The organism is Rhizobium sp. 42MFCr.1 (genome assembly GCF_000377185.1).
Lineage (GTDB): Bacteria > Pseudomonadota > Alphaproteobacteria > Rhizobiales > Rhizobiaceae > Rhizobium > Rhizobium altiplani.
This window is the reverse complement of record NZ_KB897848.1, coordinates 1-17,965: the sequence shown is the minus strand read 5'-3', so window position 1 is coordinate 17,965 and position 17,965 is coordinate 1. Positions and strand designations below refer to the sequence as shown.

19 protein-coding genes and 2 pseudogenes are annotated in these 17,965 nt (G+C 58.6%); 9 read left to right on the top strand and 12 right to left on the bottom strand.

Annotated elements, in window-relative coordinates; all coding sequences use genetic code 11:
* Window positions 1-64 precede the first annotated feature (64 nt).
* Window positions 65-721: an HAD-IA family hydrolase gene (locus tag C934_RS0123610; protein WP_018859054.1), complete on the bottom strand. Its 657-nt coding sequence runs from the start codon at window positions 719-721 to the stop codon at window positions 65-67.
* A 328-nt stretch (window positions 722-1,049) separates the two neighbouring features.
* Here C934_RS0123610 and C934_RS0123605 point away from each other — a divergent pair, with 328 nt between their 5' ends.
* Genes C934_RS0123605 through arsH form a run of 6 tightly spaced genes read left to right on the top strand, consistent with a single transcriptional unit; the run spans window position 1,050 to window position 4,573 of the window.
* Window positions 1,050-1,409, top strand: a complete 360-nt coding sequence (locus C934_RS0123605; RefSeq protein WP_018859053.1) for an ArsR/SmtB family transcription factor — start codon at window positions 1,050-1,052, stop codon at window positions 1,407-1,409.
* Window positions 1,397-1,840 (top strand): arsenic resistance N-acetyltransferase ArsN2, encoded by a 444-nt coding sequence (arsN2, locus tag C934_RS0123600; RefSeq protein WP_018859052.1) that lies wholly within the window; start codon window positions 1,397-1,399, stop codon window positions 1,838-1,840. The genes C934_RS0123605 and arsN2 overlap by 13 nt, the downstream gene beginning before the upstream one ends.
* Window positions 1,841-1,855: 15 nt before the next feature.
* Window positions 1,856-2,383 carry an arsenate reductase ArsC gene (locus C934_RS0123595; protein WP_018859051.1) on the top strand — a complete coding sequence of 176 codons (528 nt, stop codon included), beginning with the start codon at window positions 1,856-1,858 and terminating at the stop codon, window positions 2,381-2,383.
* Window positions 2,384-2,386: 3 nt separating this feature from the next.
* Window positions 2,387-3,445, top strand: coding sequence for an ACR3 family arsenite efflux transporter (gene arsB / locus C934_RS0123590; RefSeq protein ID WP_018859050.1), 1,059 nt, complete (start codon window positions 2,387-2,389; stop codon window positions 3,443-3,445).
* On the top strand, window positions 3,442-3,870 hold the full coding sequence (gene arsC, locus C934_RS0123585) for an arsenate reductase (glutaredoxin) (protein ID WP_198011832.1): 429 nt from the start codon (window positions 3,442-3,444) through the stop codon (window positions 3,868-3,870). Before arsB ends, arsC begins: the two co-directional genes overlap by 4 nt.
* The gene (gene arsH / locus C934_RS0123580) at window positions 3,863-4,573 is read left to right on the top strand and encodes an arsenical resistance protein ArsH (protein WP_018859048.1); all 711 of its coding nucleotides are present in this window, start codon (window positions 3,863-3,865) and stop codon (window positions 4,571-4,573) included. The genes arsC and arsH overlap by 8 nt, the downstream gene beginning before the upstream one ends.
* 3 nt (window positions 4,574-4,576) lie before the next feature.
* On the opposite strand, the gene C934_RS0123575 is transcribed toward arsH, so the two are convergent.
* Complete coding sequence (locus tag C934_RS0123575) at window positions 4,577-5,389, bottom strand: TSUP family transporter (protein WP_018859047.1); 813 nt, start codon at window positions 5,387-5,389, stop codon at window positions 4,577-4,579.
* A 352-nt stretch (window positions 5,390-5,741) separates the two neighbouring features.
* Here C934_RS0123575 and C934_RS0123570 point away from each other — a divergent pair, with 352 nt between their 5' ends.
* Window positions 5,742-6,761, top strand: coding sequence for an alcohol dehydrogenase (locus C934_RS0123570; RefSeq protein ID WP_018859046.1), 1,020 nt, complete (start codon window positions 5,742-5,744; stop codon window positions 6,759-6,761).
* A gap of 275 nt (window positions 6,762-7,036) precedes the next feature.
* Here C934_RS0123570 and C934_RS0123565 read toward each other — a convergent pair whose 3' ends face one another.
* The 3 genes from C934_RS0123565 to C934_RS0123555 form a co-directional block, all read right to left on the bottom strand.
* Window positions 7,037-7,771, bottom strand: coding sequence for a phosphotransferase enzyme family protein (locus C934_RS0123565; RefSeq protein WP_018859045.1), 735 nt, complete (start codon window positions 7,769-7,771; stop codon window positions 7,037-7,039).
* A 627-nt stretch (window positions 7,772-8,398) separates the two neighbouring features.
* Window positions 8,399-8,875, bottom strand: a complete 477-nt coding sequence (locus C934_RS0123560; RefSeq protein WP_018859044.1) for a DUF995 domain-containing protein — start codon at window positions 8,873-8,875, stop codon at window positions 8,399-8,401.
* A gap of 242 nt (window positions 8,876-9,117) precedes the next feature.
* A complete protein-coding gene (locus C934_RS0123555; protein ID WP_018859043.1) occupies window positions 9,118-10,206 on the bottom strand; it encodes a helix-turn-helix transcriptional regulator in 1,089 nt (362 codons plus the stop codon).
* A gap of 352 nt (window positions 10,207-10,558) precedes the next feature.
* On the opposite strand from C934_RS0123555, the gene C934_RS0123545 reads away from it, so the two are divergent.
* Complete coding sequence (locus C934_RS0123545) at window positions 10,559-11,590, top strand: aldo/keto reductase (RefSeq protein WP_245267997.1); 1,032 nt, start codon at window positions 10,559-10,561, stop codon at window positions 11,588-11,590.
* Window positions 11,591-12,517: 927 nt separating this feature from the next.
* Here C934_RS0123545 and C934_RS0123535 read toward each other — a convergent pair.
* From C934_RS0123535 to msrB, 5 genes and pseudogenes are all read right to left on the bottom strand, one after another.
* A complete protein-coding gene (locus C934_RS0123535; protein ID WP_245267996.1) occupies window positions 12,518-13,513 on the bottom strand; it encodes a hypothetical protein in 996 nt (331 codons plus the stop codon).
* A gap of 568 nt (window positions 13,514-14,081) precedes the next feature.
* Window positions 14,082-14,807 carry a peptide-methionine (S)-S-oxide reductase MsrA gene (msrA, locus tag C934_RS0123520; protein ID WP_018859039.1) on the bottom strand — a complete coding sequence of 242 codons (726 nt, stop codon included), beginning with the start codon at window positions 14,805-14,807 and terminating at the stop codon, window positions 14,082-14,084.
* Between the two features lie 14 nt (window positions 14,808-14,821).
* On the bottom strand, window positions 14,822-15,175 hold the full coding sequence (locus tag C934_RS33995) for a hypothetical protein (protein WP_198011831.1): 354 nt from the start codon (window positions 15,173-15,175) through the stop codon (window positions 14,822-14,824).
* A pseudogene (locus tag C934_RS36495) lies at window positions 15,159-15,376 on the bottom strand (cytochrome c biogenesis protein DipZ); the annotation flags it as partial. The pseudogene C934_RS36495 and the gene C934_RS33995, both read right to left, overlap by 17 nt.
* A gap of 18 nt (window positions 15,377-15,394) precedes the next feature.
* A complete protein-coding gene (msrB, locus tag C934_RS0123510; RefSeq protein WP_018859038.1) occupies window positions 15,395-15,877 on the bottom strand; it encodes a peptide-methionine (R)-S-oxide reductase MsrB in 483 nt (160 codons plus the stop codon).
* A gap of 501 nt (window positions 15,878-16,378) precedes the next feature.
* Between msrB and C934_RS0123505 the strand changes: the two genes are divergently transcribed.
* Entirely contained in the window at window positions 16,379-16,663 is a 285-nt protein-coding gene (locus C934_RS0123505; RefSeq protein ID WP_018859037.1) for a 3'-5' exonuclease, read from the top strand.
* A gap of 376 nt (window positions 16,664-17,039) precedes the next feature.
* Here C934_RS0123505 and C934_RS0123495 read toward each other — a convergent pair whose 3' ends face one another.
* Both C934_RS0123495 and C934_RS0123490 read right to left on the bottom strand, forming a co-directional pair.
* The gene (locus tag C934_RS0123495; protein WP_026372020.1) at window positions 17,040-17,276 is read right to left on the bottom strand and encodes a hypothetical protein; all 237 of its coding nucleotides are present in this window, start codon (window positions 17,274-17,276) and stop codon (window positions 17,040-17,042) included.
* Window positions 17,277-17,542: 266 nt separating this feature from the next.
* A pseudogene (locus tag C934_RS0123490) lies at window positions 17,543-17,830 on the bottom strand (LysR family transcriptional regulator substrate-binding protein); the annotation flags it as partial.
* Window positions 17,831-17,965 lie beyond the last annotated feature (135 nt).

Here is a 17,965-nt window from a genome sequence, read left to right as displayed (position 1 = left end):
GTCTAAGCGATCGCCCGCCTCCGATAACAGCCTATGGTCCCTCGGTCCCCCGCCGTGATTGCACTCAGCGCTGGGTCCGCTCAACTGCCAGTGACGCCCCCACAACCAGGGCGCGCAGACTCAAGTAGTCAGGCACTGCCGGCCTGTTCTGCAGCGTCGCACTGTTGGTGTGGGTAATAACAACAACAGAGGCACCAGCAGCCTCCGCGGCATGTATCCCCGCGTCAGCATCCTCGAACACCAGGCATCGCGTGGGAGAAACGGAAAGAAGTTCGGCGCCGGCAAGAAACGGGTCGGGCTTCGGTTTTCCTCGACTTACATTCTCAGCGGCAATGATGGCCTTCGGTTGCGGCAAGCCGGCGGTTGCAATACGCCTCAATGCGAGCTCCTTTGGAGCAGAGGTCACCACCGCCCATTTCCCACTTGGAAGCGATGTCAGGAACTCGAGCGCTCCGGGGATTGGAACAACACCGTCGAGATCCGCGAGCTCGCGTTCTGTGATTTCAGCGGCAGCCCTTTCCGGATCAATTCCCGAAGCCCTCAGGTCAGCCATCGTGTCCTCCACCCGTCGACCATGATAGGGCGGCGTCGGAATTCCGTTGTCCCTTGCCCAGCCTCCCCAGACGCGCTCCGACGCAGCGCTGGAATCGAGGATCGTTCCGTCCATGTCGAACAGGAACGCGTCAAAGGATTGGGTTTCGAGCGGGTTATGCGATAACATTCTTTCCTCTTCTGCCTGATGAACGAGTATTGAAAGGAATGTGCCGTCGGGGCGCGGTTGCCCATTGACGTGCGGACTGGAGAGTTGGGCGTTGCCGTTGCCGGCGCCGCGCTATTCACCGGAGGGTGACGCCTGGACCGCATAGTGCTGATCGCCTAACCCGTCAATGACCAAGGCGCTTTAAAGGCCCTAAAACTCGGCGGCAGAGCTCGGCAGATCACGCTTGGCGAGACACTTGTTGCGAGCCATTTCGTCGATGAACGTATCGGTACGCCGCGTGTCCGCAGGTAGCAGTTGACACTAGAAATACATCCGTTATTCTGGATATATGGAATCGAAAGTGGCAATTGCGGCGCTTGCCGCCCTGGCGCAGACCACAAGGCTAGAAACCTTCCGCTTGCTTGTGAAGTCCGAGCCGGACGGCATTCCGGCCGGGGAACTGGCGCGAATGCTGGATGTCCCCCAGAACACCATGTCCGCCCATCTTGCGACCCTTTCGAGGGCGGGCATCGTCAAGAGCGAGCGACGCAGCAGGTCGATCATCTACCGGGCGGATCTGGAAGGTTTCCGCGAACTCACGCTCTTTCTGCTCAAGGACTGCTGCGGCGGAAATGCAGAGCTGTGCGCTCCGCTGATCGCCGATCTCACACCCTGCTGTTCGCCGGAGACCGGGCCGTGCGTGAACTGAAACTGCATCCGATCAGTGTTTCTGACGAGCTGACGACCGGTCTTGCGGCAGCTGGGCTACCGATCGACGACATCGGCGAACCGGGGCGATCATACTTCCGGCTCGCTGACACCGAGAACCAGATCATTGGCTACTCCGGGATCGAAGCGGCCTCGCACGATGCTGTTCTCCTGCGGTCTATGGTAATCCTACCGGCATTCAGGTCACAGGGATATGGCCGCCGCCTCACGGTAATGACGATCGCGCGAACGCCAAACGGTTCCGCCGTCTATCTCGCGACCACCAACGCTGCACGGTTTTTCGAGCACCTCGGCTTTGCGGCTGTTGACCGCGATCAAGTTCCCCACGCGATCCTTTCCACCCGCCAGCTCTCGGGGCTCTGTCCCGCGTCGGCGACGATCATGAAACTGACCAGGCGGCCTGCGACCTAACCACGGAATACGACCATGACCGACAAGACTTACAACGTGCTCTTCCTGTGCACGGGCAATTCCGCACGCTCAATCCTCGCTGAGTCCATCCTCAACAAGGAAGGCGCTGGTCGCTTCAGGGCTTTCTCCGCAGGCAGCCAACCAAAGGACAAAGTGAACCCGCACGCGCTCAAGGAGCTGGACGCCCTCGGCTATCCGTCGACAGGCTTTTCGTCAAAAAGCTGGGTTGTCTTCGCTAAACCCGGAGCGCCCGAAATGAACTTCATCTTCACCGTCTGCGACAGCGCCGCTGGTGAAGCCTGCCCGGTCTGGATTGGTCACCCGATGACGGCGCACTGGGGAGTCGAAGACCCTGCCGCCGTGGTGGGAAGTGAGGTCGACATCCAGCGCGCCTTCGCGCAGGCGGCTCGCTTCCTCAAGAACCGCATTACTGCCTTCATCAACCTGCCTTTGGCTTCCATCGACCGCATGGCGCTCGAACAGCACGTCCGCCAGATCGGTTCGCTTGAAGGCGCGTCCGTCATATCCGCAAAGGCCGAGTGATATATGTCCACGTTCGAGCGATACCTCACTGTCTGGGTCTTCCTCTGCATCGTGGTGGGCATTTCGCTCGGCCATGTCATGCCTGGCGTTTTCCACGCGATCGGCGCGGCCGAAGTCGCCAAGGTGAACATCCCGGTCGCCGTGCTGATCTGGCTGATGGTCATCCCGATGCTGCTGAAGATCGATTTCGATTCTCTGGCGAAGGTCGGCAGCTATTGGCGCGGGATCGGCGTCACCCTCTTCGTCAACTGGGCCGTCAAGCCATTCTCGATGGCACTTCTCGGCTGGCTTTTCGTCGGATGGCTTTTCCGCCCACTGCTCCCGGCCGACCAGATTGACTCATACATTGCTGGTCTGATCATTCTGGCGGCCGCGCCGTGCACCGCCATGGTGTTCGTGTGGTCGAACCTCACGAAGGGCGAGCCCCACTTTACCTTGTCACAGGTAGCCCTCAATGACGCCATCATGATCGTCGCTTTCGCACCGATCGTCGGATTGCTATTGGGCCTCTCGGCGATCACGGTCCCATGGGATACTCTGGCGATATCGGTGGTCCTCTATATCCTCATCCCGGTCGCCATCTCCCAGATCGTTCGTAAGCGCCTGACTGCTGATGGCACGACGCGATCCCTGGACAGTTTGCTGGCAAGGCTGCAGCCCCTTTCTCTTCTCTCCCTCCTTGCCACCTTGATCCTGCTCTTCGGGTTCCAGGGCGAGCAAATCATCGCGCAGCCCGCCGTCATCGGCTTGCTCGCGGTGCCGATTCTGATCCAGGTCTACTTCAACTCCGGACTGGCCTACCTGCTGAACCGGATATCGGGCGAACAGCATTGCGTCGCCGGTCCGTCCGCGCTCATCGGAGCCAGCAATTTCTTCGAGCTTGCGGTCGCGGCCGCCATCAGCCTGTTCGGCTTCCAGTCCGGAGCCGCACTCGCGACTGTTGTCGGGGTCCTCATCGAGGTTCCCGTTATGTTGTCGGTGGTCTGGATCGTGAACCGCACCAAGGGCTGGTACGAGGCCGCACCCGCCGTATCCCGAAACACCATCACAGAAAGGACATGACCATGGACGTCACGATCTACCACAATCCCGCATGCGGGACGTCGCGGAACACGCTTGAGATGATCCGCAATGCGGGCATCGAGCCGCGTGTAATCGAATACCTCAAGACGCCGCCGTCACGAGCCGAACTGGTGAAAATGATCGCAGATGCGGGCCTCACCGTGCGTCAGGCGATCCGCGAGAAAGGAACGCCCTACGAAGAATTTGGCCTCGACAATCCGGCACTCACAGACGACCAATTGCTCGACGCCATGCTCAAGGACCCGATCCTGATCAACCGTCCGTTCGTCGTCACGCCGCTCGGCACGAGGTTGAGCCGGCCGTCTGAAGCTGTGCTCGATATCCTGCCGGACACCCACAAAGGTGCCTTCACCAAGGAAGACGGCGAGAAGGTTCTCGACGAGAAGGGAAAACGCGTTGTCTGAGGAATTCCCGGCTCTCGAGGAGCGGCATCTGCGCCAGCCTGACCTCGAAGCGCTCCGCCCGCGGTTCTCGACACACAAGCCGCGCATCCTGATCCTCTATGGCTCGCTTAGGGAGGTTTCCTACAGCAGGTTTCTCGCTCTCGAGGCGCGCCGTCTGCTCGAGCGACTGGGATGCGAGGTTCGGGTGTTCGATCCCAAGGGCCTCCCCCTGCCAGATGAAGCTCCCGTCAGCCATCCCAAGGTGCAGGAACTTCGTGAACTTTCCGAATGGTCCGAAGGCCAGGTATGGGTCAGCCCCGAGCGCCATGGCGCGATGACTGGCGTCATGAAGTCCCAGATCGACTGGATTCCCCTTGCCGTCGGCTCAGTACGGCCGACGCAGGGAAAGGCGCTCGCGGTAATGCAGGTATCTGGCGGCTCGCAGTCGTTCAATGCCGTCGGCCAGCTTCGCATCCTCGGCCGCTGGATGCGGATGATCACGGTCCCCAATCAGTCTTCTGTCGCCAAGGCCTATCAGGAGTTTGACGCCGACGGACGGATGAAGCCGTCGTCCTACTACGACCGTGTTGTCGATGTCTGCGAGGAACTGGTAAAGTTCACCTTGCTCACCCGCGACGCCTCGTCCTACCTCACGGACCGCTACAGCGAGCGGAAGGAAGACGCTGCCAAGCTCGAACAGAGAGTGCAGTTGAAGTCGGTCTGAAGGCTACCTGTGCCGCCAGACCTTGACGGCGGAGAGAAGCAGGATCACAGCGAGCGCGGGCAGAAGAACCGCATTCGGAACGATCCCCAGCAGCAAGCCGCCGATGAACGTGCCGACGATCGATCCCGCCGCCATGACAATCACGAACATTTTGTTGCGTCCCAGTACCGAAAAGCTCTGATCACGGCTGTATCGCGTGAAGCCAACGAGCATTGTCGGCAGGCTGACGGTGAGCGACAGCGATCCGGCCAGCTTGATGTCCGCACCGAACAAAAGCACGAGCGTCGGGATCAGCAGTTCGCCGCCCGCTACTCCGAGAAGGGACGCCACGAGACCGATCACGAAGCCTGCAACAACGCCCGCGGCTAGCTGGGCACCACTCGTTAGAAGCGGCTCGCCTGCAGTGGCATTGTGACCGACGATCAGGACCAGAGCGATGGCGACCAGAAGCGCGGCGATGATCTTGTAGAGGGTCTCGGACTTGAGACGCGTCGCCCATCCGGCCCCGAACCATGCGCCCGCCAAGCTTCCGGCCAGCAGATTTACCAGGATCGGCCAGTGGGAGCCGATTTCGCTGAACGGCACCGTCGCCGCGCGGAATGGAAGCGCCGACGCCACGACAACCAGGCTCATCGCCTTATTGAGGATGACGGCCTCCAGGGCCGCGAAGTTGAAAACTCCGATCAGAAGAGGAAGCCTGAACTCCGCCCCTCCGAGTCCAATTAGACCGCCAAGTGCGCCGATTACCGCCCCACCAGTGAAGGCAGCCGGTTTGCTGCGGGATGATGGCACATCGGCAGGAGCGTCCATCTTCATTATGTCTCGAGAAAATTACGATGAAAACTCTTATGCTTACAAGCAAGATACCCTGCAAGTGATGTTTGACGAAACAGGTTCCTTTGGCCGAGGGCGCAGGTGAAGGTAGCGTTGATTGGTCCTGGACAGGCACGTATCGCTGACCTGCAATAGTTGCATTGTCTCGGCCCAGGAACGACAGCGTTCATTGGTCACCGTCACCTCGTTGCTCCCTCGTCCTTATACTTTGCGCCAGTCACCAGATTGAAGAGGCTGTCGATCGCGCTAGATGCCGCTACGCGGACCAAGGCCTGTTGCTGTGGCGACGTCGCGACACGTGGAACCTGGCACAACGAAATCTGAGGAGGGTTCAATGCCGAGCATGCGCTGTGTTGAAGTAAAAGCCGCAAATCAATCATTGCAAATGGTCGAACGCGAGATTCCGACCCCGACCGCTGGGCAGGTCTTGATCAGGGTCCAGGCATGCGGAGTATGCCACAGTGACAGTTTCACCATGATGGGAGCGTTTCCCGGTATCGCCTACCCACGCGTGCCGGGTCACGAGGTGGTTGGCGTGATCGATAAGGTCGGTGAGCGCGTGCCCAACTGGAAGCCCGGTCAACGGGTGGGTGTTGGTTGGCACGGAGGTCATTGTGGGCATTGCCCGTCCTGTCGGCGCGGCGATTTCGTAACCTGCCAGAACGCACAAATTCCCGGCATCAGTTACGACGGCGGCTATGCAGAGTATATGGTCGCACCATTTGAAGCTCTAGCCGCAATCCCTGATGAGCTCGATGCAGCCGAGGCCGCTCCACTGCTATGCGCCGGGATCACGACCTACAACTCGCTGCGCAACAGCGGCGTTCGGGCAGGCGACACGGTTGCCGTGCTCGGCATCGGCGGGCTCGGTCATCTCGGCGTACAATTCGCCGCGAAAATGGGTTGCCGCACGGTCGCTATCGCGCGGGGAGCCGACAAGGAGCCATTGGCGCGTGAGCTCGGTGCTCATCTCTATCTCGACAGCACCACCCAAGACGTCTCGGCCGAATTGGGAAAGCTGGGTGGAGCCCGCGTGATCCTGTCGACCGTCACCAATTCGAAGGCGATGAGCGAGGTGCTTGGTGGGCTGGCGGTCAATGGCAAGATGATCGTGCTTGGCGCGTCATCCGAGCCAATCGAAGTCTCGCCATTCCTGTTAATTGGCGGACGTCGCGGAATTCAGGGATGGCCATCCGGGACGTCGAGCGACTCGGAAGACACCCTGGCATTTAGCGCTCTCGCCAACGTTCGTCCGATGATCGAAACGATGCCGCTGGAGCGGGCCGCAGAGGCTTATGAGCGGATGATGAGCGGAGCGGCACGCTTCCGGATGGTGATCACGACCAGTAGGTGACCCAACGCAGACTAAGCAGGTCTAGCCTTCCCGCAATAGCCGGCACAAGCGCGCATATGGACCCGGGGTGGAGTCCTTGATTAAGCGTAACCGGAGTTCAAGCCCCCCGTTGTCCTCGTCACCCTGATCTGTGATCGCCTTCATGGATGAGCTCACGACCAGGAAGTCTGGACGTGAGGTGCACCGGCATTGGCCAGACGCGTTAAGGCGCAGATCGTGTCGGAGAGCCTTCGGCCATGCGCGATGGTCAATTCCCATCGATCCGCCGAAACTGCTCAGACCGCTCGAACTTCGGCGAGCCGCTTGACGGCGTACTCGTCCTGCCAGCAGACGGCGGCTTCCCATGCGGCTGACGCTTGCGTGGCGATGTCGTGCGCGTCGTCGTCGAGACCGGCAGCGTTGCCGGGCAGCACCAGGTCGAGGTCGGGAACGTCGACATGTGACTCGTCCCAGTCGATCAACGCGACCCGATCGGCGGTCATGCGGACGTTGCCAGGGTTGTTGGGGTTGCCGTGGACAACGCATGTCTGACGTTCGATGAGCCGCGCCCACGCTGCTCGACATCGAATAACGCCCTCGGGAGGCATCGCGGCAAGGTTGATCCTCGTTCCAGTTTCAGCGTGAAGGAGGTCGGTCGACGATCGCCAGCCTGGGCGCTGCGGCCAGCCCTGTGTCAACCGATGCAGATCGCGGAGCGTGTCGGCCACTCGACGCCAGTCGGACTCTTTCTCGGGCGGTCCGCCCTCCATGTATTTCATCACCACCAGACCGTCCACGAACAGCCGACCGTCAGTTGTCGGGATCGGCACTGGAACGTGCATGCCTTCACTGTCGAGGTATTGGATTAGTACGGTTTCCCATGCAAGATCGGCGTCGGTCCTGGGGCCGAGGCGAGCGACTGCGATCTGCCCGTGGACCCGAACGCTCCACACGTCGTTGGCAACTCCACCCGTGAGTCGTTCGATGCGAACCGCGTCTTCACCCCATTCTCCGAGTGCTTCCCATCCCATTGGCGATACCCTGACGGCCATGATTAAATTGTCGGAAGAAATAGAGAAATTTTACGACGCCACGATGTCCGCTTCTGGCGGCGCGAAGCAGTCATGGCGGCAATCATCGAAACCTAAAGCATTTAAGCCCTCGGTGGTAGCGAACGCCAGATGGGTCGCAAGACAGACTATGCTGCCGAGTGCATCATCGGACCTGGGAGAAGCTTACCTCTAGCTCCCTTGGCGCAGAAAACCACCCGGACGAGAATCTGAACGGGGACGATCGATCTCCTCGAGAACTTTGGCATGTCACTCGTCGTTGCGCCTGACGAAAATGATAAGGAGCTTGACGCCGACCAACGTGTCCGGTCCCGAGCCGCGATTGGTTCTACATCAATTATGAGAACCCTGCGGAATCGCTCCCCTACAACTCAAGAGAAGGCTGACGGGGGCCTCCGGGTGTGGCTACCATGGTGTGATCCTCCTGTTTCCGTCACAAGGAAGCTCATGAGGATTCAATCAGTTCCGGGAAGCTGCGTTACTCACTCAAGTAGCGAAATGAGGAGACCTAGGACATTCGCCAGACTCCCTTGTTTTCGGGGAGTCCGGCGCGCGCCTGAAAAAGACAGGGAGCGAAGGTCCGGCTTGCTATTGCTTCGCCAGCTTTACCTTCAAGGCCTCGATCTTCGGGGTGATCGTGTCGCCGCTGGACAGCTTCGGCGTGAACTTCGTCCAGCTTCCGCCCTTGCTCGGCTCCGCGCGGTATAGAACCTTCGGCTTCGCGGTATCGCGCGCCCAAAGCTGGCATTCGTCGGAATGGTTCGTTCCCCATGCTCCGGCCCACTGATCCGAGACACAAAGCTTCCCGTCCGCTGTCGACCAAGTGCCTGCGGCATGGGATGGTCCGTTTCCCGTATAACCCAGCATCTTGCCGTCGGCGCCAAGGTACCAGGAGATCGGTTCTTTCTCGCCCTTGTGGCCTTTCTCGGTGAAATTATATGTCTTCCCGGAGAGCATTTCCTTGATCTCGGCCGCCGGAATTGGCGCGGCGCCTTTGGGCGCGGCCTGAGCGAGAGCCATGGTGGGGACGGCAGCAAGCACTGCCAAGGCAATGATCGGTCTCATGATAACCTCCAGTTGTCAGCAGAATCAAAACCGCGTTCGACCTGGACCGACAAACGGCGCCACAATGCGCGCGCAACGGCCACAGCTCGAACGGCCCAGCTCGGGCATTCCTGTCCAAATCGGTGGCCGGACACTTTCCGACGAAATCCCTCGTCAACGCCGCAAGGGCACCCTCCGGCCACCACAGTGCAGGCTATCAAAAGGTGGGTTGGCGCGCATATATCATTTGATAGACGAACGTTTCAGTCGCCGAACTTGGCGAGACCGAAAATCAGCCGAGCGAGCTCAGCCTGCCGCTTCGAACCCGTCTTGTCGAAGACCGCGTGAAGCTGGGTTCGTATCGTCCCCACGGAGACTTCGCGGGTCTTCGCCACTTCGTCGACGCTCTTCCCGAGGCCGATCTCGCGGGCGACGGACGCTTCCGCAGGGGTGAGGTCGTAGAGGCCAGCAAGAATGCCTTCGTCGACCGTTGCCTCCTTCGACAGGGGCGTGATGGCCAGCAGCAGATCGGCTGCATTGAAGATGTCGTTTGCGGCTCCGGCTATTGGAAGCGCGTGGACGACCATTGCAAGCTGATCCTCCTGTGCGGCGATCGGGAAGGAGCCGCCGTATTTGGTGACGCCCGCTTCGAGCAGCGACTCCCAGCGGAAGTCGGCTGTCTTCTGGTCGATGACCAGCCGATGTCGACAGTCGCGCATGGTATTCGGGATCAGGCGTTGGAAACTCTGATTGGCTACGACCAGCCGACCGTTCTTGAGGGCGCCAGCCCAAATGCCAAGCGCTTCCATTGCGTCGATCGTCGACTTGATCTGCTCGAACTTCAGCCGCGACGCCAGGAGAGCGGCGCGAGCGAGGTGTGGCCTTATCTCCGTCAGCGATGCGGTGACCGTGCTCGGGAGCGGGCCTTCCTCGAAACTGCGATGGATCGAGAGCTTGATGATATCTCCGGAAGGTGAAGTTATGCCCGTTCCGGCATGCCAGAAGCATCCATGCGGTCGCATGAAGCCCTGATAGTACTCGCTCGCCATCATTTCCTCGTAGGTCATGATGTCCGTATCCATCAGGAATCGCGGTTCAGAGAATCTGCGGGTTCGCTCCTTGCTCAGGAGATATGGATTCTTTGAGCCCCAGTTCTCTGCGATGTAGACCTTCATCTTCGGAACGGCGGAGTCGTTCCCGATCCAACGAAAATCACCGTCCGGCGAGACGCCCATCAGAACACCGTCGTGGGCATGGCTGCGACGTGCCAGTTGATCGAGCAGTCCGCCACCCTTCCACAGTTCGGGAATGACTGCTGCTTCGTAGATCGATGCGATGAAATCCTGGTCCATCGGCGCCTCCGGTGCGACATTATCACAACGGTCAGCGCCCGGAAGCAACATGGTCGACGAGCAGCTACCTTCGATGGAGGTAGCCTCCCGGCGTGTGTGGGTTCAACGCGCTTGATACGGCCATCAGCTCGCCGAAAAGCGGTCGTTGTCTGTCGTCATGGCCCTCGACCTACAGGCCATCGCCGCCATGCGTCGCCGGATGCGGCGGACGGCACGTAAAGACACCCCTTTGAACGCATTGTACGATCTCGCCTGGACAAGGACGGTCTTCGCCACTGCATCCACTGTCTGCTTCCAGAAATGAAGTGGACGACGTCCAATACGCCTTTCCGGGTTGATGATCGCCTGTTCCTTGACGGCTACTATTTCGGGCTCTACACCCGCTTCAACATTCCAAAGTCTGGGACCAAGGTGGTCAACCAGCTCCTCGAATCAATCGTCAATGAAATTTCGTCAACTTGGCGCCTCGCCGCTCAGACTGTCAGAAATCGGGTATGGCGCCAGCCGCATTGGCGACCTCGGCAGTGTTCTGGATTGCGAGGCTGTTCTGGAAGCGGTCTGGGATTGCGGGATCCGCTATTTTGACACAGCTCCCGGATACGGGCTGGGGCTTTCCGAACGGCGGCTCGGCGACTTCCTCAGAACGCAGGAACGGTCGTCCTACGTCCTGTCCACCAAGGTCGGCAAGATCCTGACGCCGGTCGGTGGGCGTCCCTCGAATGTGATGCCTTTCGACATCGCGTACGACTACTCCTATGAAGGCGTGATGCGCTCCTTCGAGTTCAGCATGGCCAGGTTGGGATTGTCATCAATCGACATTCTACTGGCTGATGATCTCGAGGCCCCTACCCTTGGTCGCGCGGACTATCGACGGCACCTTGCCAAGTTCCTTGAAAGTGGTGTCAAGGCGCTGGACGAACTAAAGGCGAATGGAGACATTGCCGCCTTCGGCATCGGCGTGAACGATGTCGGCGTATGCCTTGACGTAATGCAGCGGGCCAAGCTCGACTGCATCATGCTCACGGGCCGCTACACGTTGATCGATCGGACCGCCGGAACTCGTCTCTTGGGACTGTGCCAGCGAACACAAACGCCCCTGATCGTTGCAGGGATTCTGAACGGGGGAACGCTTCTTGAGGACAATGAAGAGCGTGACGTCTCGGATCCTCTAGCGCCTTTTGCGAAGACAGCGCAGGAAATCGCCCGGGAGTCAGGCGTCAACTTGGCAAGCGCCGCCTTGCAATTTCCTCTTGCGAATTCATCAGTCGCTTCCGCTTTGCTTGGAACCACCGATGCCCAACGTATCAAGGGCTTGGTGGCGGGGATCAAGGAGCCGATCCCTGATCACGTCTGGTCAAGATTCAATTCTGTGGCCCTCAACTAGGGGGGCCGGCGTCCAACACTCTGAATGCTTGTGGCGATGGCCGCAATCGCGGCTCTCATATATCCGCGACATCCAATTGACTTAATTGCGTTCTTTTACGTTCGTCGCTTGAGATTATCGAATTATCATGACGCTCACCGAGCTTTTCGCAGCTAACTGGAACTTTTCTCGCCGCCATCAGTTCTCCAACCGTAGCGATCCCAACACGCTGCAAGGACCAATGCATCGCCCAAATGCTGGTCCACAGTAGGCCCGGCGGGACCCCCTCCCTGCCGGGCTTTCGCTTTCTCATCGCAGGGAACCTAAAGCACGCTCAGCAGTTCTGGGAATGCGATGACCATTCAGCCATTCAGCCGGTCAGCGCAAGCTGGAATCCAGTCCCAACTAGTGACCAGCCCAATGAAAGGCTCGGCGCGTGATGTGCCGGGCCTTTTCCATTTCAGATGTGTCCCGGGGCGCCGGGATCTTGCACTTTGAGCTCTTCACATCGCGCTTGTATCCTGAAGTCTTCAGCAATTTGGGGCGACACCGATGAAGCGCATGTTTCTTCTGGCCGCTGCGCTGGCTTCAGTTACTGCCCTTCCCGTCAGTCACAGTGCAGTGCCCCAAAAAGAGTTTGCAGGCTATGGTGCCGTGCGATGAGTTCTAGCTGCGGATTGCGTGCCCATCGAAATAGAGATCGTAGGCAAGCATGAAGACATTGCCGACATGCAGCTTTCCCTTCGCGACCACATAGTGGGTGCTGAAGTTTACCGAAGTGGTGGCATTTCCTCGTCGGAGTCCGGCGCTTCACCGTTCAGAATGGTGGCTGGTCGCCGAGTAGGCTAGAGGCCTGGCCAGGTTACTGGCCCCATGCGCTGAAAATATTGGCACAAGGTGCCCGGTTGGCGGTGAGGCATCTCTCGTGGTGAGCGTCCTTTGCATGGTTCACGGCCGCGGGCACTTGCAAATGAGGGTCGAACCGCGCACCGAACATGACGGGTCTTTCACAGGTGTCCACTGCGATAGTTCTGTAGAAAAGGTGGCTTTCAGGAAGTCCTGAATGTCATCCTGAACAGGACTGACGTCGCGTGGAATGCTGAAGCAATTCCTCCCAATTTGACCGGATGTGAAGCCCAGATGGTCAAACGTGGTCCAGCCTCCGGCCTTTTGGAGAAGGGTGTCTCCCTTAAACGCTGGCGAAAGGACGGCGGTTTCAATCTTCCTCAACCTGGCGGGATCCTCGTTGCAAAACCAGTTTGGATTGTCTTCTTGCCAACTCTCCACCGTGCAATTGGCCCCGGCGTATACGCTCGCAACGGTATTGCCTGATGCATCGGCCTCATTCACATCAACTATCTTGAGAAGATCCGGCCAGGTGGCCTCCAAGCCCGTATCGAAAACTCGAACCATCTTGAGCGTCCCGTTGCGAAACTCTCCCTTAAGGTCAATTCCATCGGCAGCCAACTCGTCAACGATGGACAGAAAATCTGGGCGTGAAAGCCCATTGACTGAAAGGAGGCTTATGTTCTCCTTCACCCCACGGATATGTTCGAACTTTTTGCTCCTGAGCGCCCTTATGATCCGAAGCGTAGATTCTGCACCGCGTCTTTTGACGCCACCGACGGCGACAGCATAGGCACCCGAGGAACGACCGGCGAAATAGTCCCATCCCTCTTGGTTCGCGCCATTCTCCATCAGCAGGTCAATCAAACGATCATCAGCCTGCGTCAGCAAAGCTTCCTTTAAAAAGCTCCGCTTGAACCGCCCGTCAGCATATCCATTTCCGTCAACGTTTCCGCGACGTAAGATCGTGCGAGCGACAAGAAAATCATTCTTCCCGATGGCCGCCATCAAAGCGCGACCATCGTCAGTAACAGGATCTGCGACCGCAACCTTTGGCAATCCGCAATCAAGAAAGAACGCCAAAGCGACTGCGATCAAATGCGGCCATCGTCGCGTGATAGGTCGACGAGCGACAATCATGTCCCACCTTGAACTAGGCTCTTTCCCCGCTGTCGCCCGCTCGCCTGTAGATTGCCTCTATGGAAACTGTCGCGGGATTTGTCGAGGTTCTGGATTGTGCGGACAAATCTACATCAAGGCTACGCCCTAGGAAATGCTACAAAACTTCGTGTTCGTCGGCTTGGCTGTCGCCGGGAGCCTCGCAACCAGTTTCATCCGGGCATCGAGCACTGCGTTCGGCGGCATACTTTTCATGTGTCGAATTCACACGGATGCTCAGCGCGCGGCCTCGCAGCCTAACAGTGGCCGCCTATAAGCGTCGAATATTTCGCACGAACTGAACGAAGCTACGTTTTCTTCTTCCGTTGCGTGGCATCTTTGAAAGGATTCCGGCACAACAGATCGCGGGGATAGAACTCGCGGAGTTCGAGGCATCACTGGACGACGCGAGAGACGCTGCGGCCTTGAAATTCATGGTGGATGCCGTTTTGCCATTGCTGACTGCCTCCGGCATCCGCGCTCCGTAAAGCTCGGCTAACCCGCGCCGTCAATTGCCACCGGCTGCGACCAGAACCGGATCGCGCCGGAAGTCCTCATGAAATAGCCGCTTGAGGTTCTCGATCTTTGGAAGATCGTTGATCACGATATACGGGTAGGTCGGATTGTTCGTCAGAAAATTCTGATGATAGGCCTCTGCCGGATAGAAGCTCTTGCCTGGCTCGATCTTGGTGACGATCGCAGCATCATAGACGCGGGCATGGTTCAACTGGTCGATGTAGGCTTTGGCGACCTTGGTCTGCGCGTCGGTCTGCGGGAAGATCGCCGAGCGATACTGGGTGCCCGTATCCGGCCCCTGGCGATTGAGTTGCGTTGGGTCGTGCGCTACCGAAAAGTAGATCTGTAGCAGATGGCCGTAGGTGACCTTACTTGGATCAAAGACAACCTCCACGGATTCAGCATGCCCCGTCGAGCCCGTGCTGACCGTCTCGTACTGTGCCGAGGACTGCGGGCCACCGGCGTAGCCCGAGGTCGCGCTCACGACCCCTTTCACATGCTGGAAAACGCCTTGGACGCCCCAGAAGCAGCCTGCGGCGAGAACGGCGGTTTCGGACGCGGCGCTGACCGGCTCGTCCTCGACCGGCGCCGGGATCACCGTTGCCTCCTCCGTGGCCGACGCCGGCAGCACCAAACAGGCGCCGACACTCGAAAACACCGCCGCGCCGAGAATAATGAGACGCAAAGAACTTCCTGCTTTCTTGTCAGAAATGTGCATCGTAGCGATCTCCTCTAGCCAAATGTAAACGCATAAGCTTGGACACCTGGATCCAAGAACCGAATTTCAAACGTGTGGTCCGCGACCGATCCGGCCTCGCGCACGGGTCGATAGAGCCGCTGACCTGTCACCGTACCGTTTCCTTCCGAGTCGATATCGACACCATGGCTGTCACCCGGACGCTTGCCGTCGATCATCACCTCGGTTTTCCGTCCGCTCCCGGCCGGAGCACCAGATGCAGGTCTCGGGCGTGGAAGCGGTAATAGATGCTGCCGTTCATATCGTTCAGCCCAGTCTTCTGCACCGACGGTCCAATTTCCAGTCAGGCCCCATTCATTCAGCCGCGGTAGTAAGGCGGCCGTACTCATTGGCCCGTACCGCCCAACCGCCACCAACCGCAGCAAGTGTGCTACGGCCGCAAAGGTCGCTGCCATACCAACGAGCACTGGAAGCATGCTGCGAAGGAAGGGCTGGCCTACGCGCGCGAAAACGAAAGGCAATACCGGCAATATACAGGGACTGACAATCGTCAGCGCAACGCCGAGATAGGCAAGGATGAAAAGGAGCATAAGTCTATCTCGCAAGCATCAGGCCGGGTGAAAAGTCATGGCAACGCCGTTCATGCAGTATCGCAGCCCCGTCGGCTTTGGACCGTCGTCGAAGACGTGGCCGAGATGGCCGCCACAACGGCTGCAGTGAACTTCGGTACGCACAATGCGCCCTGAACTGTCCTGGCTAGTCGATACCGCCCCCTTGAGCGGTGCCCAGAAGCTTGGCCAGCCGGTGCCGCTTTCGAACTTCGTGGTCGAAGAGAAGGCATTCTGATCGCAGCCCGCACAGGCGAAATTGCCCTTGCGGTGTTCGTTCAACAGTGGGCTGGTGAAGGGATACTCGGTCCCCTCCTGCCTCAGCACAGAGTACTGGTCGGCCGTGAGAATCTTTCTCCACTCTGCATCGGAATGTGAGACAGGGAAGAATTGCGCCGCGACTGCTTCTCCGTCATCGCAGCCAAAGCGCGATGCCACGACAGAGAGCCCCACACTAAGAAACAACAGACGTCTGGTAAACATATTCGCTTCTCCTAACCTAACGTGACACACTAGGTCCGCTTGCTTGGAGCAATATATTCCACTGAATATACTACTTACCGGAACTACGTGAGAAAGCCCGACCTTGTTACACACATGATGGTGAAAACACCGAAACGTGAAGGCCCGCTTAGTCCTCGGCTGCGGACTAGACAATCACCGCCAGGAAGCTCGCGAGTGGCGGCGGCGTCATATGTCGTAATGAGTGTCGTCATATCCGTAAGGCGCTGCCTCTGTCGACGCTTCTCCGGCGCCACTTGTCGAAGGCCCGCAGTGGAATCTTGACCTTACGGCACCCTATGGCGACGCCCGACAAGAAACGGTTCAAATAGCTGAATGCGCTTGGCCATTAGAAGCTTCGCTCCACTAACGGCAAAAACATGCTCGGAGCTGTCTGACGCATGGCCGCCTGTCAGGGCAGTTGGTCTTCGCAGACTTTTTCTGTAAGTATGGCAGCCCTCGAAATGTTTCCCAGGATACAGAATGCTTCGCCTCTCCGAGCTAGCCAAAGGTGATTTCCTAGCTTTGGATATTGAAGGTGACGGTAACAAAAACCAGCGGCCCGTAGAGATTTCCGTTTGCGAGTTTAGTCACGGTGCGTTCGTGCGAGAGCACCATTGGCTGATCAATCCCGAGCGCCCGATTAGCTATTTCGCGAGAGTGAAGCACGGGATTGGAGACCGAAAGGTGCGATCTGCCCCGAAATTCACGGAAGTCAAAGAGGAGATTGCAAACTTTCTGGCCGGGTCGTTGTCGCCCACGATATGACTGGCGACTTGCTTATGCTCGGCGAAGGTGACCCATCGATTATCGAATTCCCAGCACGGATAATTTGCACCTACCGTATGGCAAAGTGCGCCCTTCCCGCGCGGCAGCCCGTGACGCCGGGCGTCACAAGTCTGAGTGCATGGCTAGGCATCGACCGAGAAATGCCAGACGGCCTAAGGCGGAAAACAGTCCATTCGAGCTCGCTCGACGCGTGGCGGACGGGAAAGATATTTGTGGCGCTGGCGGGCAAGTTGCCCCCTGACGACAGGACTCAGGAGATGCTCTGCCGGCAATTTTCGCTCAGCGTCAAATCACTTGAGGCAATCCAGTCGAAGTTGGCAAACCGCGCGATGTCGGCTTCGAGTGCCCAAATTACCTAGTGGATGGCCAGCGAGGTTGGAGCGTTAACTCTCGTCGAAAACAGTCCGACGTAGGTACCGATCAGCATTGCTGCGATGTCCTCAGCACTACGATAGCCGTCGTTGTAAAATTCTATCGCCGCGCTGGATAGCACGTTCGACGCCCTCTCATCAGGGCTCTCCTCGTAGTAAAGAAACCACGCCCGAACGGCTTTGGACATCGTTCTGAAATCGAGCTCGCCGTTTCGCTGCATTGCACCCTCCTTGACTAGCCAAAGGCTTTCTTCGCAGTGCACTTTCTGCGACGTCATGGAGCTGAAGCCATTGACGACGAGATCGCGCGCAGTGCGGTCAGACTCCCTCGGCCGCACCTTCCAGCCAGTCTCATCTTTGAGAACGTCCACATTAAGGCGGGCGCTGATACCGCAACTAACCTTCCAGTCCTAACAGACCAATCGGACATGTCCGCGACAGCTCTAGAGCTGCAAGAACACAGTCGTCGACGTCCAGGAAGGTTGCCTTACCGCCCTGCCCTTGCCAGCGACCTTGCGATGTCGACGATGTCGTCGCGGCCAGCGGTTGGATCTTCCTTGCTCCAGGCGATCCCAAGCCCGATCCGGAAGTCGATCCCGCTTACCTTCTTCAGTTCAAAGCCGCGATTGGGAAGATCAAGCGTCCATTCCGGTGCAAAGCCGATGCCAAGCCCGGCAGAGACCAGTGACACCAGCGCATAGGTGTCATCGCAGCTGAAGGCAATGTTGGCGGTGAGGTCGTATTCGGCGAACTTCTCATTGAAGTAGCGCTCCGTTGTATAATCGCATTCCATCCGTCAAGAGGGGTTGAGCATGCGGTATCCTCACCGGGTTGAAGGAAGGCAACGCGGCGCAATCCGAATTGTCGGTTTGGCCCTCAGCGGCCATGTCCTTCAGAGCTGTCCAGTGCT

Excerpts from the sequence above, each read along its gene's own strand:
- C934_RS0123570 (WP_018859046.1), top strand. The coding sequence starts at position 5,742 with ATGCCGAGCATGCGCTGTGTTGAAGTAAAAGCCGCAAATCAATCATTG.
- C934_RS0123575 (WP_018859047.1), bottom strand. The coding sequence starts at position 5,389 with ATGAAGATGGACGCTCCTGCCGATGTGCCATCATCCCGCAGCAAACCG.
- C934_RS0123565 (WP_018859045.1), bottom strand. The coding sequence starts at position 7,771 with ATGGGATGGGAAGCACTCGGAGAATGGGGTGAAGACGCGGTTCGCATC.
- C934_RS0123605 (WP_018859053.1), top strand. The coding sequence starts at position 1,050 with ATGGAATCGAAAGTGGCAATTGCGGCGCTTGCCGCCCTGGCGCAGACC.
- C934_RS0123505 (WP_018859037.1), top strand. The coding sequence starts at position 16,379 with ATGCTTCGCCTCTCCGAGCTAGCCAAAGGTGATTTCCTAGCTTTGGAT.
- C934_RS33995 (WP_198011831.1), bottom strand. The coding sequence starts at position 15,175 with ATGAGTACGGCCGCCTTACTACCGCGGCTGAATGAATGGGGCCTGACT.
- arsB (WP_018859050.1), top strand. The coding sequence starts at position 2,387 with ATGTCCACGTTCGAGCGATACCTCACTGTCTGGGTCTTCCTCTGCATC.
- C934_RS0123555 (WP_018859043.1), bottom strand. The coding sequence starts at position 10,206 with ATGGACCAGGATTTCATCGCATCGATCTACGAAGCAGCAGTCATTCCC.
- C934_RS0123560 (WP_018859044.1), bottom strand. The coding sequence starts at position 8,875 with ATGAGACCGATCATTGCCTTGGCAGTGCTTGCTGCCGTCCCCACCATG.
- msrB (WP_018859038.1), bottom strand. The coding sequence starts at position 15,877 with ATGTTTACCAGACGTCTGTTGTTTCTTAGTGTGGGGCTCTCTGTCGTG.
- C934_RS0123595 (WP_018859051.1), top strand. The coding sequence starts at position 1,856 with ATGACCGACAAGACTTACAACGTGCTCTTCCTGTGCACGGGCAATTCC.
- C934_RS0123495 (WP_026372020.1), bottom strand. The coding sequence starts at position 17,276 with ATGCAGCGAAACGGCGAGCTCGATTTCAGAACGATGTCCAAAGCCGTT.
- msrA (WP_018859039.1), bottom strand. The coding sequence starts at position 14,807 with ATGCACATTTCTGACAAGAAAGCAGGAAGTTCTTTGCGTCTCATTATT.
- arsC (WP_198011832.1), top strand. The coding sequence starts at position 3,442 with ATGACCATGGACGTCACGATCTACCACAATCCCGCATGCGGGACGTCG.
- C934_RS0123610 (WP_018859054.1), bottom strand. The coding sequence starts at position 721 with ATGTTATCGCATAACCCGCTCGAAACCCAATCCTTTGACGCGTTCCTG.